The sequence below is a fragment of the Sulfitobacter sp. 15WGC genome (assembly GCF_005068605.1).
GTDB classification, from domain to species: domain Bacteria; phylum Pseudomonadota; class Alphaproteobacteria; order Rhodobacterales; family Rhodobacteraceae; genus Sulfitobacter; species Sulfitobacter faviae.
On the sequence record NZ_SZNL01000014.1, the window covers coordinates 74,764 to 89,910 of the forward strand.

The 15,147-nt window shown below is 62.8% G+C and carries 10 protein-coding genes and 2 pseudogenes; 3 read left to right on the forward strand and 9 right to left on the reverse strand.

The features are described 5' to 3' along the window. Positions 1–20: 20 nt before the first annotated feature. The 7 genes from FCK22_RS13015 to FCK22_RS13045 form a co-directional block, all read right to left on the reverse strand. Complete coding sequence (locus FCK22_RS13015; RefSeq protein WP_067266956.1) at positions 21–1,160, reverse strand: M20/M25/M40 family metallo-hydrolase; 1,140 nt, start codon at positions 1,158–1,160, stop codon at positions 21–23. A gap of 69 nt (positions 1,161–1,229) precedes the next feature. After that, entirely contained in the window at positions 1,230–2,402 is a 1,173-nt protein-coding gene (locus FCK22_RS13020) for a M20 aminoacylase family protein (RefSeq protein ID WP_067266954.1), read from the reverse strand. Beyond that, positions 2,399–4,084 (reverse strand): ABC transporter ATP-binding protein, encoded by a 1,686-nt coding sequence (locus FCK22_RS13025; protein ID WP_067266952.1) that lies wholly within the window; start codon positions 4,082–4,084, stop codon positions 2,399–2,401. The genes FCK22_RS13020 and FCK22_RS13025 overlap by 4 nt, the downstream gene beginning before the upstream one ends. Positions 4,085–4,087: 3 nt before the next feature. After that, entirely contained in the window at positions 4,088–4,975 is an 888-nt protein-coding gene (locus FCK22_RS13030) for an ABC transporter permease (protein WP_067266950.1), read from the reverse strand. A 1-nt stretch (position 4,976) separates the two neighbouring features. Beyond that, the gene (locus FCK22_RS13035) at positions 4,977–5,918 is read right to left on the reverse strand and encodes an ABC transporter permease (RefSeq protein WP_067266948.1); all 942 of its coding nucleotides are present in this window, start codon (positions 5,916–5,918) and stop codon (positions 4,977–4,979) included. Between the two features lie 112 nt (positions 5,919–6,030). After that, positions 6,031–7,641, reverse strand: a complete 1,611-nt coding sequence (locus FCK22_RS13040; RefSeq protein ID WP_067266946.1) for an ABC transporter substrate-binding protein — start codon at positions 7,639–7,641, stop codon at positions 6,031–6,033. Positions 7,642–7,674: 33 nt separating this feature from the next. Then, positions 7,675–9,231, reverse strand: coding sequence for a M81 family metallopeptidase (locus FCK22_RS13045; RefSeq protein ID WP_067266945.1), 1,557 nt, complete (start codon positions 9,229–9,231; stop codon positions 7,675–7,677). A 147-nt stretch (positions 9,232–9,378) separates the two neighbouring features. Between FCK22_RS13045 and FCK22_RS13050 the strand changes: the two genes are divergently transcribed. Both FCK22_RS13050 and FCK22_RS13055 read left to right on the forward strand, forming a co-directional pair. After that, complete coding sequence (locus FCK22_RS13050; protein ID WP_067266943.1) at positions 9,379–10,185, forward strand: IclR family transcriptional regulator; 807 nt, start codon at positions 9,379–9,381, stop codon at positions 10,183–10,185. Positions 10,186–10,331: 146 nt separating this feature from the next. Beyond that, positions 10,332–11,789 (forward strand): amidase, encoded by a 1,458-nt coding sequence (locus FCK22_RS13055; protein ID WP_136720476.1) that lies wholly within the window; start codon positions 10,332–10,334, stop codon positions 11,787–11,789. 118 nt (positions 11,790–11,907) lie between these two features. Here FCK22_RS13055 and FCK22_RS13060 read toward each other — a convergent pair whose 3' ends face one another. Next, positions 11,908–13,362 carry an alanine/glycine:cation symporter family protein gene (locus FCK22_RS13060; RefSeq protein ID WP_067266940.1) on the reverse strand — a complete coding sequence of 485 codons (1,455 nt, stop codon included), beginning with the start codon at positions 13,360–13,362 and terminating at the stop codon, positions 11,908–11,910. 206 nt (positions 13,363–13,568) lie between these two features. On the opposite strand from FCK22_RS13060, the pseudogene FCK22_RS13065 reads away from it, so the two are divergent. Then, positions 13,569–14,453, forward strand: a pseudogene (locus FCK22_RS13065) (IS110 family transposase); the annotation flags it as partial. 234 nt (positions 14,454–14,687) lie between these two features. Here FCK22_RS13065 and FCK22_RS13070 read toward each other — a convergent pair. Next, positions 14,688–15,147: pseudogene (locus tag FCK22_RS13070) on the reverse strand (IS3 family transposase); the annotation flags it as partial.

Sequence of the window (15,147 nt, forward strand, 5' to 3'; positions counted from 1 at the left end):
GTCTCCGCCCCTCCCCCCTTTCAAGCCGTCAACCGACAGAACAACCCCGCCGCCAGCTTCGCACGTTCGGTGAGACTGTCGACATAGATACGCTCCTGCAACGTATGCAGCCCCTTGCCGCGCACGCCGATGGAATCCAGCGTCGGCAGGCCAAGGAAACCGGTGAAATTGCCGTCCGACCCGCCCCCGGCAGAGCTTCCGGTGATCTCGATCCCCAGTTCGCCCCCAATCTCCTGCGCAAGCTTCAGCATCGCCATCGTGCCCGGCTGGTCGGGCTCCCAAACCGGGCGGGTGACGCCGCGGCGGATTTCCATGATCACATCGCCCTCGCCCGAGTTCAGCGCCATCATCTTTTCCACGCCCGCGTCGAGCTGCGCTTGCGTTTTCGCCATGGTGAGCACTTCGGCATCGCAGACCGAGGAGACGCAGTTGACCCACTGGCCCGCGTGAAAGACCCCGAGCGAGAAGGTGCAATCCTCGGTGGTCATGCCTTCGATCGTGCCCACGGCCTTGGCCATCTCCGCGATGGCCGAGCGGCCTTCGGAAAGCGCCCAGCCCGCGTGGCTGGGGCGCCCCCGGGTCTGGAGGTTGAACCGCGCGATGGCGTAGCGCCCGATCACCGCGCCGCCGTCGGGGCGGGCAGGTTCGGGGACGAGGATGTATTTATGGCGCTTCGCCTCCTCTTCGATCAGGCGACGAGTGGCGGGGGTGCCGATCTCCTCATCCGGGGTGAAAAGCACCGTCACCGGCAGCGGCGTCTCGACCCCGGCGGCCTGTAGTTTGCGTAGCGCATCGAGGTAGACGTAGTTGCCGCCTTTCATATCCATCAGACCGGGGCCGTAGCAGATATCGCCTTCGCGTTTGTAAGGCAGGCTCGCCAAGGTGCCGATGGGGTGAACCGTGTCCATATGACCCAAAAGCAGGATGCCCCCCTCGCCCGCGCGGGGATGGGGCATCTCAGCGCGCAGGCTGTCGCCCAGCCCCATCGGGCTTGGAATACGCTCCGTCCGCGCGCCCAAGACCGCCAGATCGTGCTGCGCCACATCCATCATCCGGTTCACTGCCGCCCCGTCGAATGTGGGGCTTTCAGTTTCGATCCATGGGCGCAGCCCGGTGAGCATCTCTTCGGTATCAAAAGGCAGATCGAGCGGGTTGGTCATGTTCAATATCCTTTCCTCCGCCGCGCGACAGCGGGCGGTTGGCTTAAATTATATGATTGACGCAAGGGCCTAGCCGCCGACCTTTGGCAGGCGCGTCTCGACAATCCGCGCATAGATCGAGGCACCGACAGGCAGAATGGCGTCGTCCAGCACGAAGCCGGGGTTGTGCAAAGGCACGCTGCCCGCATGGCCCACCCGGCAATAGGCGCCCGGCACGACTTTCAGCATATCGGCGAAATCCTCCGACCCGCTGGCCTGTTCGGTCGAGACATGGGCGTTCTCGCCGCCCACCACGCTGGCCGCCGCTTCGACATAGGAGGTGGTCAGTTCGGGGTCGTTCATCAACACGTCAAAGACATTGCGGATGTCGACTTCGATCTCGATCCCATAGGCGCTGGCCATACCGGCGCAGAGGGCGCGCATCCGGGCCTCGGCCATTTCGATCACATCCTCATGGAAATAACGGATCGTACCCGCGATACTGGCGGTATCCGGCACCACGTTATAGGCCGAGCCCGCGTTGAACTTGGTCACCGAAAGCACGATCGGCTTGGTCGGCGGGGTGTTGCGGCTGACGACGGATTGCAACTGCTGCACCAGCGCCGTGCCGATGACGATGGGATCGCGCGACTGATGCGGCATGGCGGCGTGGCTGCCAGTGCCCTTGACGGTAATGTCAAAGAAGGCCGCCCCGGCCATGGCCGCACCGGGGGTGACATTGACCACGCCCGGCTCTGAGTTTGGATCGTTGTGCATGCCGTAAATCTCGTCGCAGGGGAATTTCTCAAAGAGCCCCTCCTCTAGCATCCGGCGCGCGCCGCCCAAACCTTCCTCGGCGGGTTGAAAGATCAGCACCACCGTACCGTCGAAATCGCGCGTCTCAGCCAGATAACGCGCAGCCCCCAAGAGCATGGTGGTGTGGCCGTCATGGCCGCAGGCATGCATCCGCCCGGGGTTGGTCGAGGCATAGGGCACGCCAGAATCCTCTACAATCGGCAGCGCGTCCATATCCGCGCGTAGCCCGACACGGCGGTTGCCGCCGCCCGCGCCCTTGATGATGCCTACGACCCCGGTGCCACCCAGCCCTTCGTGCACCTCATCCACCCCGTAGGCGCGGAGCTTTTCGGCTACGATGCCCGCGGTACGGACCTCTTCGAACCCCAGTTCGGGATGGGCGTGGATGTCTTGACGGATGGCGGTGAGATCGGCGGCGAAGGCTTCGATCTTGGGAAGGACGGTCATGCGGTGGCTCCTGTCGTCATGGTGGCGCTGCCGAGCGCGCGGTAGTTGGCAAAATCCCAATGGCGGCCCGGGGCCGCTTCGATCAGGTTGCGCGTGTAGTCGTGATGCGGGTTGGCCAGCACATCGCCCGCGGGGCCGTATTCAACAACCTGCCCGCGCTGCATGACCAAGACCTCGTCACAAATCTGCGCGGCGACGCGCAGGTCGTGGGTGATGAAGAGCATGGCCACGCCGAACTTCTCTTGAATGTCATCCAAAAGATCGAGCACCTGCGCCTGCACGCTCACATCAAGAGCCGAGACGGCCTCATCCGCGACGAGCAGATCGGGCTTCATCGCCACCGCCCGCGCGATGGCGATGCGCTGGCGTTGCCCGCCCGAGAATTGATGCGGATAGCGGTCGAGCGCATCGCGCGGCAGGTCCACCAGTTCCATCAGCTCAGCGGCATGGCGCATCGCCTCTTCGCGCGGGGTGCCGAAGTTGATCGGCCCTTCGCAAAGGCTGCGCGCCACGGTCCAGCGCGGATTGAGCGAGCGGTAAGGGTCTTGGAACACGATTTGCAGATGCTTGCGGTGATCGCGGAGCTGACGGCGGGAGAGTTTGGCGATCTCGGTCCCCGCGACATTCACGCTCCCCGCTGTCGGGTCGATCAGCCGCATGATGGCCCGTGCCACGGTGGATTTGCCCGAACCGGACTCCCCAACGATGCCCAGCGTCCGCCCCGGTTTGATGGTAAAGCTGACATCCTGCGCGGCTTTCACACCCTCGCTGCGGCGCAGGAAACCGCCGCCGCCATAGATCATGTCGAGCCCGGCCACACGCACCACTTCGCTTTGCGATGCCGCCGCCCTTGCGGGCCGCGGGGTGAGGTTGGGCACGGCGGTCAGCAGGGTGCGGGTATATTCCTTCTCCGGCTTGGTCAGCAGCTTTTCAATCGGCGCGCGTTCGACGATGTTGCCCTGCTGCATCACCGTCACGGTATCCGCGATCTCGGCCACCACGCCCATGTCATGGGTGATGAAGAGCACGGCGGTGCCGTGGCGCTCTTGCATCTCGGCGATGAGCTTGAGGATCTGCAACTGCGTGGTCACGTCCAACGCCGTCGTCGGCTCATCCGCGATCAGCAGATCGGGGTCGAGGATCAGCGCCATGGCGATCATGATGCGCTGGCGCTGCCCGCCGGAAAGCTGGTGCGGGAAGGCGTTGAAGATGCGGTTCACATCCGGCAGATGCACCTGATCCATCATGTCGAGCGTGCGTTTCTTGGCCTCGGATTGGCTCAGATCACTGTGCATATTCAGCACTTCCATGATCTGCTCGCCCACCCGCAGCACTGGGTTCAACGCGGTCATCGGCTCTTGGAAGATCATCGCGATCCGCCGCGCGCGCAGCTGGCGCATTTGCGCATGGCTGGCGCTGGTAATCTCGAAATCGTCCAGCGTGATGCTGCCGCTTTGCACCTCCAGCGCCGATTTCGGCAGAAGCCCCATGGCCGCCAGCGAGGTTACGGATTTGCCCGAGCCGGATTCACCCACCAAGCAATGCGTCTCGCCCGCGCGGATGGTGAGGTCGATCCCGTCGATCACCGGTTTCGCCTGTGGCCGCCCGGCTAGCCCGATGCGCAGGTCGCGCACTTTGAGCACCTCACGCGCGTCGGAGAAGTCTTTGGTCTTGAACTGCATCTCTCAGCCCTCCCGTTTCTTCATGCGCGGGTCGAGCAGATCGCGCGCGGTGTCGCCCAAAAGGTTGATCGACAGGATGCAAAGCGACAGCAGCAGCCCCGGCCAAAAGATCAGCCCCGGCTTGATTTGGAAATACGTCCGCCCCTCGGCCATGATGTTGCCCCATGTGGGGATCTCCGTGCTGACGCCCGCACCGAGGAAGCTCAGGATCGCCTCGATCAGGATCGCCGACGCGCAGATATAAGTGCCTTGGACGATGAGCGGTGCCATGGTGTTGGGCATTAGGTGCTGGATCAGGATCTTGGGCATCGACGAGCCGAGCGCGATGGCGGCCTCGACATAGGGCTCCTCCCGTGCCGAGAGCACGACCGAGCGCACCAGCCGCACCACGCGGGGCACCTCCGGCACCGTAATGGCGATGATGACCGAGCCGAGCGATGGCCCGTTCAGCGCCACGAGGGCAATCGCCAGAAGGATCGCGGGGATCGCCATCAGGCTGTCCATAATCCGCATGATGATGCCATCCGCCACCCGAAAGAAACCGGCGACAAGGCCGATGGCCAAGCCGATGGCAACGCTGACCAAGGCCGCCCCGACGCCGATCAGCAGCGACACGCGCCCGCCGGTCATCACCCGCGAGAACGTATCGCGGCCATAGGGGTCGGTGCCCAAAAGATACTCTTCGGAAGGCGGCTTGAGCCGCGCGGCGGAGTTCATCGCCAGCGGGTCATAGGGCACGTAAAGCGGCGCCAAGATCGACGCCAGCACGATGGCCAGGAGGATAAGCGCCGCCAGCAACGGGCCGATACCGACCCTTGCGCCCGCAGGCAGGGAAAGCAGTCCGGTCAGCACCTGAAAGGCGCTGTGACGGGATTGGGGTTGCTCGATCATGTCAGTACCGGATCCTTGGGTCGAAGAATGAATAAGAGACGTCAACCAAAAGGTTCACGAAGACGTAGATGCCCGCCGTCAGCAGGATCATCGCCTGAATGACGGGGTAGTCGCGCGCGAGGATTGCATCGACCGTAAGCCGCCCGATGCCGGGAATGTTAAAGACGCTTTCCGTCACCACCACGCCCGAGATCAGCAGCGCGAAACCGGTGCCGATGATGGTCAGGATCGGCACGGCGGCATTGCGCAGCGCATGGCGGAACAGCACGACATTCTCGCGCACGCCCTTGGCGCGGGCGGTGCGGATGTAATCTTCGCCCAGCACTTCAAGCATGGAGGCCCGCGTCATCCGCGCGATGAGCGCCACATAGATCGTAGCCAGCGTAAGCGAGGGCAGAATGGCGCGCGAGAAGAACGGCCCGATGCCCTCCGACGGCGCTTTGTAGCCCTGCACCGGCACCCAACGCAGTTCGATCGCGAAGATTTGGATCAGGATATAGCCAATCACGAAGACCGGCACCGAAAAGCCCAGCACCGAGAAGGACATCACCAGAAAGTCGACCCAAGTGCGGTGACGCCAAGCGGCGATCACGCCCATCGGCACCGCCAGCAGGACAGAGATGGTGATGGTCATCAGCGCGATGTTGATGGTCGGCCCCAGCCGGTCGCCCAACATGCCCGCCACTGAGGTGTTCGACAAAAGCGAGACGCCCAGATCGCCGCGCAGCAATTGCCCGATCCATGTGAAGAACTGTGTCAGCAGCGGGTCGTTCAGACCCAGACGGTCACGGATCCGTTCAAGCTGTGCAGGGGTGGCGGCATCGCCGGCGAGAATGGCTGCCGGATCACCGGGGGTGAGACGCAGCAGGAGGAAGACGAAGATGGCGACGATCAGCATGACCGGGATCGTGGCCAAGACGCGCTTCAGGATATAGACGAGCATTTTCCGGAAGGTCCCTTTCGGCGGAAAGAAGGCAGGCCCGGAAGCGGGGGCGCTGCCTGCGGGCAGAGATGACGGTGGAGAGCGCGGCGACCGCGCTCTCCGAGCGGCTGGATTACTCCGCCTCTTTGGTCATGTTCCAAAACACCGGCACGGGCGATGGCAGCATGTTCTGGATCGTGTTCCGACGCGCCTGCGGGATCAGATATTCACCCATCATGATGTAGTTGACGTTATCCATGACGTGTTTCTGGATCTCGACGGCCACTTCCTTTTGCGCCTCGGGCCCTTCGGCCTTCATGAACTTCGCGCGCAGCTCTTCGACCTTGGGGTCATCGGGCCATCCGAACCACGCCTCGTCGCCACGGCCACTGACCATCACATTGGTCAGCGGGTCCGAAATCTCGGGCACCATCCAGTTGGTGAAGAACATGTTCCAGCCGCCCTCAGAGACCGGGCTTTGCTGGGCGCGGCGCTGCACGACCGATTGCCAGTCCATCGACTGCATGTCGACTTCGAAACCCGCCTCGCGCAGGGCTTGGGCGGCCACCACCGGCTGGTTGATCAGGCTGATCACATCCGTCGGCGCCATCAGCACGATGGGCGTGCCGTCATAGCCCGCCTCTTCGAGCAGGGCCTTGGCCTTTTCCGGATCCGCGCCGCCGGTCACGATCTCAGCATCCGCTTCGTCGCCCAAGGGTGTCGAACAGCCAAAGATCGCGCCGCAGACGTTGTAATAGGCCGGGTCGCCCTGCATCGTTTGCAGCATGGACTCTTGGTCCAGCGCCGCCATCGCCGCCTGACGCACCAGCTTGTTGTCAAAGGGCGGGTGCAGGTGGTTGGGCCGACCGATGGTGACATAGCCAAGGTCATCGCGGGTCTCGACCGTGACCTCGGGGCTGGCGTCGAGGATCGGCAGCAGGTCGATCTGTACCTGTTCGAGATAGTCAATTTCCCCCGCCGAAAGCGCGTTGATCGCGGTCAGCGCATCGGGCATCGTGGTCCAGACCACACGGTCGACATTGACCACCTTGCCACCCGCCATCCACGAGGCTTCCTCGTCACGCGGGACGTAGTCGTCGAACTTCTCATAGGTGACGTTCACGCCGGGCTCGTATTCATCTTGGTTAAAGACGAAGGGGCCGGAGCCGATATATTCCGTGATCGTCTCATCCGCCGAAGTTTCGGCCACCCGCTTGGGCATGATAAAAGGCGGCACCGCGGATTGTTTGGAGATCACCGACAAAAGCGGGCCAAAAGGCTCGGTCAGGGTCCAGACGACGGTCTTTTCGTCACTGGCCTCAAGGCTCTCGGTCACGTCAAAGATCAACTGCCCGCCGCCGTCACGCTTGCCCCAGCGTTTGAGCGAGGCCACGACATCTTCGCCAGTCACCGGCGCGCCGTCATGGAACATCAACCCATCGCGCAGCGTGAAAGTATAGACGAGCCCGTCATCCGAGACGTCCCAGCTGGCCATCTGGGGCTGCGGCTCAAAGTTTTCGTCCACGGCGGTCAGCACGTCATAGACCATATAACCGTGGTTGCGGGTGATATGCGCGGTGGTGATGACCGGATCGAGAACCCGCAGGCCCGAGTGCATGACCGCCGTGATGGTCGTTTCGCCATCCTGCGCCGCCAGAGAGCCGGGTGCCAAAAGCGCCGTGGTCGCGGCAAAGGCGGCGGCAAGTCCGCGCGACTGTTTCAGTGCCGATCGTAGAGGTATCATGTGGTTTTCCCTTGTTGAGTGATCTTTTGGTTTTTATTGGGCCAAGGCGGTCTTGCCGCCCTGGTCGGGTGGTGCGCTTTGGGCACCATTGGCCCCGAAACGGGGGCCATTCGGAGACAGCCGAAGCCCCGCGCGCAGGCGCGTGAAGGGCAGATCGGCTGGATTGAGGGGCATCGGCCCCGGCGCACAGGCGACAAGGATGTCGCGCGCGATGGGGGCAAAGTCAGCGCGGAAATGGGTAGAGCTTTTGACCACCAAGAGATCCATCTCTTCGGGTTGGATACCGACAAAGCGGAACATCTCGCGGTCGGCCATCTGGGCGATGCGGCTGGTCACGACGACATGAACCCCGCCGATGCGCAGGCAGGCCGAGGGGCCAAGGTTCAGCGCCGTGCCGCCATAATAGGGGCCGGTCGCGCGCAGGGTTCCGTCGCAAAGATGCTGGACCGTCGCCACCGTTTCAAACGGCGCGTCATCCGTGATGTCGGCATGTCCGCCAAGACGCAGGTTAACCTCGGCATCGACCCCGGCCTGATGCGCCGCCTCGGCGGCGGCGGGGTCGACGATCAACCCGATGGCCGCATTCTGGGCCTCGGCCTTGACGAGCGCGCGCAACATGCCCGTGGTGGCCGACACGCCGCCCGCGCCGGGGTTGTCTTGGGTGTCGGCGATGACCACAGGCCCACGCCCCGGCCCGGCGGCACGCGACAGGGCCTCGGCCACCGCCCTGTCGGGATCATAGGCCTCATTCTCCAAGAAGGCGGGCGATGCCGCCTCATAGGCTGCGGCAAGCCTGTCGGCGGCGGCGTCCGCTGCGGTCTGCGTCTCGCCATAGGCAACAGCCACGGGGCCGCAGTCGGGAATATCCGCCGCCGGGAAACCCATGAACAGGCTGGCCGAGATCGCCCCCGCGGCTTCACAGGCGGCGACCCCCTCATAAAGTTCACGCCCCGGCGACATTTCGGTCGATTGAAACGGGATCGGCACCAAATATGACATCTGGCGAAAGGCTTTGGCCGGGCGTTGGCCGGTCGTCATGATCCGGTCGAGTTGGCGGGCCGCGGCAGCGCCGGTATCGGCCATGTCCACATGCGGATAGGTGCGAAAACCGACGAGCACATCGACATTCGCAACGAAATCTTCAGAGATATTGCCGTGCAGATCAAGTGCCGTGGCGATGGGCACATCCGGCCCCACGACCGCACGCAGACGGCGGACAAGCTCCCCTTCCCCGTCATCGAGATGCTCCGCCACCATAGCGCCGTGCAGGTCCAGAAAGACCCCGTCAAGCGGCCCGGCTTGCCGAATGCCTTCGATGATCTCGCCCGCAATCGTCTCATAGGCGTCGCGGCTCACATGGGCCGAGGGGATCGCCCCCGCCCAGAGGATCGGAACGATATCCCAGCCCTGCGCTTGGCCCACCCGCAGCGCACCCGCCATGCCAAGGTTGACCTCTTCGAAGGCGGGCAACATCGCCGCACCGCGCACCATGGGGACATAGCCGCCGCCCAGCTGGAAAGCCTGCATATCCGCCGGATTGGGGGCGAATGTGTTTGTCTCGTGCAGAAAGCCCGCAACAGCCACGCGCATTCCAGAACCACTTTCCAAACCTGTCTCCTTCGCCTTCTCGGCCCCGTCATCCGCGGGCCACGCCCATTGTGTATCGCATTGCAATACAGCTATAGTGCACAGCAAGCGTAAGCGGCGCTTTAACGATTCGTCAACTACAGGCCATTTATGAGTAGATTTTTCCGTGAAGACGCCCCGCAGGCGGCGCAGAATCAGGCAGAGGACGACCGTTTGTTCGTCCGGGCGGCAGATCGCGCAATGCAGGTGCTGGGCGCCTTTCACAACGCGACCGGGCCGATGACCCTTTCCGACATCGCCAAGACCGCAGGCATCGACCGATCCGCGGCACAACGGCTGGTCCATACGCTCACCAAACTCGGCTATATCCGGCGCAGCGGGGATGATCGCGGATACCTGCCCGGCATCCGACTGCTCGATCACACGCTCGATCTGCTACGGCTCGACCCCGTGGTGCAGAAAGCCACGCCGGTCCTGCTGGAACTGCGCAAATCCCTGCGCGAACGGGTCGATCTCAGCCTCTATGACGAGACGCGCCTGATCTATGCCCTGCGCATGCAAAGCAAACGCGAGACCTTTTTCGCCACCCTCGTGGGCCATAGCGTGCCGACCTTTTGCACCGCGGGCGGGCGTGCCGCGCTGGCACAGCTTACCGATGATGCGGCGCGCGAAATTCTCACCCGCGCGCCCTTGCACCCTTTCACCGCCAGCACCAAGACCGACCCCGAAGCGATCATGGCCGAGCTTAGCATCGCCCGCGAAAACCGATTTGCCGTGGTCTGCGATGAATATGCCTTGGGCGAGGTCGCGGTGGGCGTCGCCATCACCGACCGGAACGGCGCGCCTCTCAGCGCGATACATCTCGCAGGCTCCCTCTCGGAATACACGCCGGAGGAATTTGTCGCCAAGGCTGCCCCCCTCGCCATAGAGGCCGCCAGTGCCATCATGGCCGGGTGACCGCCCAAAGCCTCGAATATAGCCACCCCCGCCTTCGGCAAAGGGTTTCGCCGCGAATTTACTTGCGTTGCTAAATTCTTTCTCCGAAGTTCGCGACATCAGGGCGCGGATGCGGCTTTGAAAACGACTGAACGAAAGGAACCGGAATGACCGACAGTAAACCGCTTTGGCAATGGGACGCGCAGGAAATCGCAACCGCGACCCGCGCAGGAAAACTCTCGGCGGTTGAAGCGACCGAGGCGGCGATTGCCCGCATGGAAGAGGTCAATCCGGCTTTGAACGCGGTGGTCGAGAGCCTCGCCGATGAGGCCCGCGCCGAGGCTGCCGCCCTCGACAAAAGCGACGCGCCCAAAGGGCCGCTGCATGGTGTTCCGGTCACGATCAAGATCAACGTCGACCAAAAGGGCCATGCTACAAGCAACGGCGTGCCCGCCTTCAAAGACATCATCGCGCCCGAGGATGCGCCGGTGGTGCGCAACCTCAAACAGGCGGGCGCCATCGTCATCGGGCGCACCAACACGCCGGAGTTTTCCTTTCGCGCCGATACCGACAACCCGCTTTATGGGCGCACCCATAACCCGTGGGGGCAGCACCTTTCGGCGGGCGGCTCCTCCGGTGGGGCGGGGGCGGCTGTCATGGCCGGGATCGGCGCGCTGGCTCATGGCAACGACATCGGCGGCTCGCTGCGTTTCCCGGCCTCGGCCAATGGCGCGGTGACGGTCAAGCCGGGCCTAGGCCGGGTACCCGCCTACAACCCCAGCCAAAAGGCCGAACGCGGTCTCTTGGCGCAATCCATGTCGGTGCAGGGGCTGATCGTGCGCAAGGCGGCGGACCTGCATCTGTCGATGCCCAGCCTGATCGCCGCAGATGCGCGCGACCCTTTCCATGTGCCGCTGCCCTGGCGCGGCGACGCCATCGAAGGCCCGATCCGCGTGGCCTTCACCCGCGATGATTTCGGCTTTGGCTTGCACCCGGATGTGGCCACCGCGCTCGACAAAGCCGCCTCTGCCCTGTCCAACGCAGGCTACGCCGTCGAAGAGGTGGAACCGCCCCTTGCCTATGAAGCTGGCAAAAACGGCTATCGCGCCCTGATGGGCGAAGTCGAAGCGCTGATGGGCGAGGACATCCGTACCCATGGCTCCGACGATCTGAAGGCGATCTTTGAGGATTACTACGCCGAATACCCGCCCTTCAAAGGCACCGAACAGCTTGCCATGCTGGCCAAACGCACCCATTACGCGCGCGAATGGTCGCTGTTTCTTGAGGACTACCCCCTCGTGCTGACCCCCTTCATGTTCGCCCCCTTCTTCGCCGCCGGGCGCGACACCGAAGGCCCTGAGGGCGTGCGCGAAGTCTTGGGCAAGGGGCTTTGGTCTTTCGTGATGAACTTCACCGGCCTGCCTGCGGGCAACATTCCCACGCATATCGCGGAACTGCCCCAAGGCCCGCAGCCCATCGGCGTGCAAATCGCAGGCCGCCGCTGGCGCGAGGACCTGATCGTTGACGCGATGGCGGCGATCGAAGGTGAGCCCCGGTTTGCACGCGATTGTGGGGGGCGTGAAGTAGCCTCAAAGCGTGCCGCCGATGGCCCGTATCTACTGTGAGGCTGGCCATTTTCTAGGGCCAGCTCAAGCGCCTCCCGACTTCTTGCGGCGGCGAAATCCGCTTTAGAGTTCACGAAATGGCAAAGGCGAGGGGCCACCCCCTCGCCTTGCCTTGCGTTCAGTCAGGCTTGGCGCCTTCCGTTTCACGGGCAACATTGCTGTTCCAGATCGTGTGATCGACGCCATCGCCAAGCTCGGCATATTCGGCGATCCTGAACATCGGCTCTTTCCCCGCCTTGCGCTGCGCGAAATAGTCCCGCGTGAGTTTGGCGACGGTCTTGGACAGGATCAGGATGGCGATCAGGTTGACCGTCGCCATCAGCGCCATGGAGGCATCGGCGAAGTTGAACACGGTCGTGACCGCCTGCAACGAGCCCCAGACCACCATCGCGATCACAAGCGCCTTTAGCACGAGAAGCGGGATACGCTTGCCCATCCCAAGGAACTCCATCGCGTTCTCGGCATAGGAATAATTCCCGATGATCGAGGTAAAGGCGAAGAACAGGATGGCGATCCCGATGAAGATCGGACCGAATGCGCCGATATGCTGTTCCAAAGCGATCTGCGTCAGCGCCATGCCGGTCGCCGCACCTTCGGAATAGTCGACCACGCCCGACAGCAAGATCATCAGCGCCGTGGCCGTGCAGATCACCAGCGTATCTATAAAGACGCCAAGCCCCTGCACCAGCCCTTGACTGGACGGATGGTGCGGATCGGGCACCGCGACGGCGGCGATGTTCGGGGCCGAGCCCATGCCCGCCTCATTCGAGAACAGACCGCGCTTCACACCGTTGAGCAGGGCCACCATGAAGCCCCCCGTAAAGCCGCCTGCCGCCGCTTCGAAACCAAAGGCCGATTTGACGATCAAGGCCAGCATGGCGGGCACATCGGCGATGTTCAAAACCACGACGAGCAGCGCCACGACGATATAGAGCCCGGCCATAGCGGGAACGATCTTTTCCGCGACCCGCGCGATGGATTTGATCCCGCCGAAGATGACGATGCCCGCAAAACCGCCGACGACAAGGCCGGTGACGAGTTTGGGAATGGCAAAGGCTTCCTCCATCGCGACGGAGATCGAGTTTGCCTGTACCGCCGAGAAGATCAGGCCGAAGCTGATGATAAGGCAGACCGAAAAGACATAGCCCATGGCGTTCGACCCGATGCCCCGGGACATGTAGAAAGCCGGCCCGCCACGGTATTGCCCATCCGCGTTCCGAACCTTGTAAAGCTGCGCCAAGGTCGATTCCGCATAGGCCGTCGCCATGCCGACGAGCGCCACAACCCACATCCAGAACACAGCCCCCGGCCCACCGAGGTAGATCGCCACAGCCACCCCAGCGAGGTTGCCCGTACCGACCCGGCTGGCGAGAGAGATCGTCAGCGCCTGAAATGGTGAAATGCCCGCGGCGGAAGTGTCACGCGAGGATCTGACCACGCGAAAGAATTCGGCGAAATGCCGGAATTGCAGGAACCCAGTGCGCCAAGTGAAGTAAAGCCCGACAGCCAGCAGGCCATATACGAGGACGTAGCCCCATAAGACGGTGTTCAGGAAATCGACGATTGCGGTCATATTCTTGTCCCCCTCGTTTGCATGTTCAACAACTAACGCGTCGGCAGACAAGGGAAAGCTTTAAACCGAAATGAAAACGCCCGGCGGGCGTCAGTGATGGGCTTCGCAAAATATGCGCACCGCCGAGCGAATGTATGGTATTAACCTGCTACGCGATCAGATGAAGAATGACGCAGGCCGCGCATGGCCCGCGCGAGACTGCGACTCAGTTCTTTCACGATCCGTTGGTGACCGGGACCGCCGACATTCAGGAACTGTCAAAGACCCATGAGATCGTCTCCCGTTCGAAGACCGAGCTGTGGCATCGCATCCTGACACATTATCTGCCGCTCTACTTCCCCGAGGCCGAACGATTTCACCGGAATTCGAGAACCGACTGGTTCCTGGCTTTCCTCGAGAAGTATTCAACCCCGCATATGATCACGGCGATGAGCCGGGAGGCATTCATTGCCGATGCATGGAAAGTGGTTGGACGCAAAGTGTCCAAAGAGCGTTTGCTTTCAGATATTTATGCCACGGCCGTTGGCTCGGTGGGCTTGCCAGTTCAGCCGGATTCTGACGCTGTCCGCATGTTCCGCTTGGTGTTGGCTGAAGGCAGAAGCCTGATCCGACAGCGCGATATCATTGAGGCGCGGGCCGTCGAATTACTTTCGGACCTCCCCGATTATCAGCTGCTGACAACCATTCCCGGGATCGGCCCGATCAACGCCATGACCATCCTGGCCGAGGCCGGTGACCTGCGTCGTTTTCGCCATCACCGGCGGTTTCTGAAGTTCTGCGGCATGGACCTTGCCACCGTGCAGTCGGGCATGTTCCGCGGCCAGAGCCGGATCTCGAAGTACGGCAATGCCCGGTTGCGCCGCACGCTCTGGATGACCGGCCAGACCGCAGTACTGAAGCGGACCAACAGCTTCCGCGACAAGTTCGAGCGCTACATCTCCAAAGACCGTCACAATGCCCATCTGCGTCGCAAGGCCTACACCGCAATCGCAGCAAAGATGGCGCGCACCGTACACGCCGTGGTCAAACACGGCGCACCCTATCGCCCCTTCTTCGAGGGGGTGAGCCCAGGCGGAAGGACCTCTCTCTGATGAGCCGTGGAGGCAGTGTGCTGACCTCGTAGATAATGTTTGGGCCTTCTGCTTGGGAAATGGGATCTCGTATTAAGGACGGTGAGGGCCGCCATCGCGCGTACCCTGTGTTTGCTATGGAAGAGATCATTTCTTGACGGCAGAGCCCGTCTGGGCAAGGATTGTAGGGCATCCGGTTTGCCGGATGCCCCATGACCTGCTGACCTAAACAGCCGGAAGTTCCCGACATAGGACGTTGTCGCAGACTATGCATCCGGGTTTACCGTAGATCCGCACCAGCGCATCCAGCTCACGCGCAACACGCGCGCCCGAGATGCTGGTGTCAGCAATCAGGCACAGGTTTTCGCGGCTGCAATCGTCTATCACTGCCAGGATGCGGAATTTCCGGGATGGGCCGAAGCTGTCAGCCAGGAAGTCCAGAGACCAGCGCGCATTGGGGTACGCAGCCTCCGGCATCGGGGAGCGCGTTCCACGAGCCCGCTTGCGGCCGCGCCGCCGCTTCACTGACAACCCTTCTTCCCGGTAGAGCCGATACAGTTTCTTGCGGTTCATTCTCATGCCCTTGCTCTCAAGCAACACGCCAATCCGGCGGTAGCCGAACCGGCGCCGCTTTCCGGCGATCTCCTGCATCTCCTTGCGGATCTCAGGGCAGTCCGGCGGGCGTTCGCGCCGGACTGTCTTTGGGTCGACACCG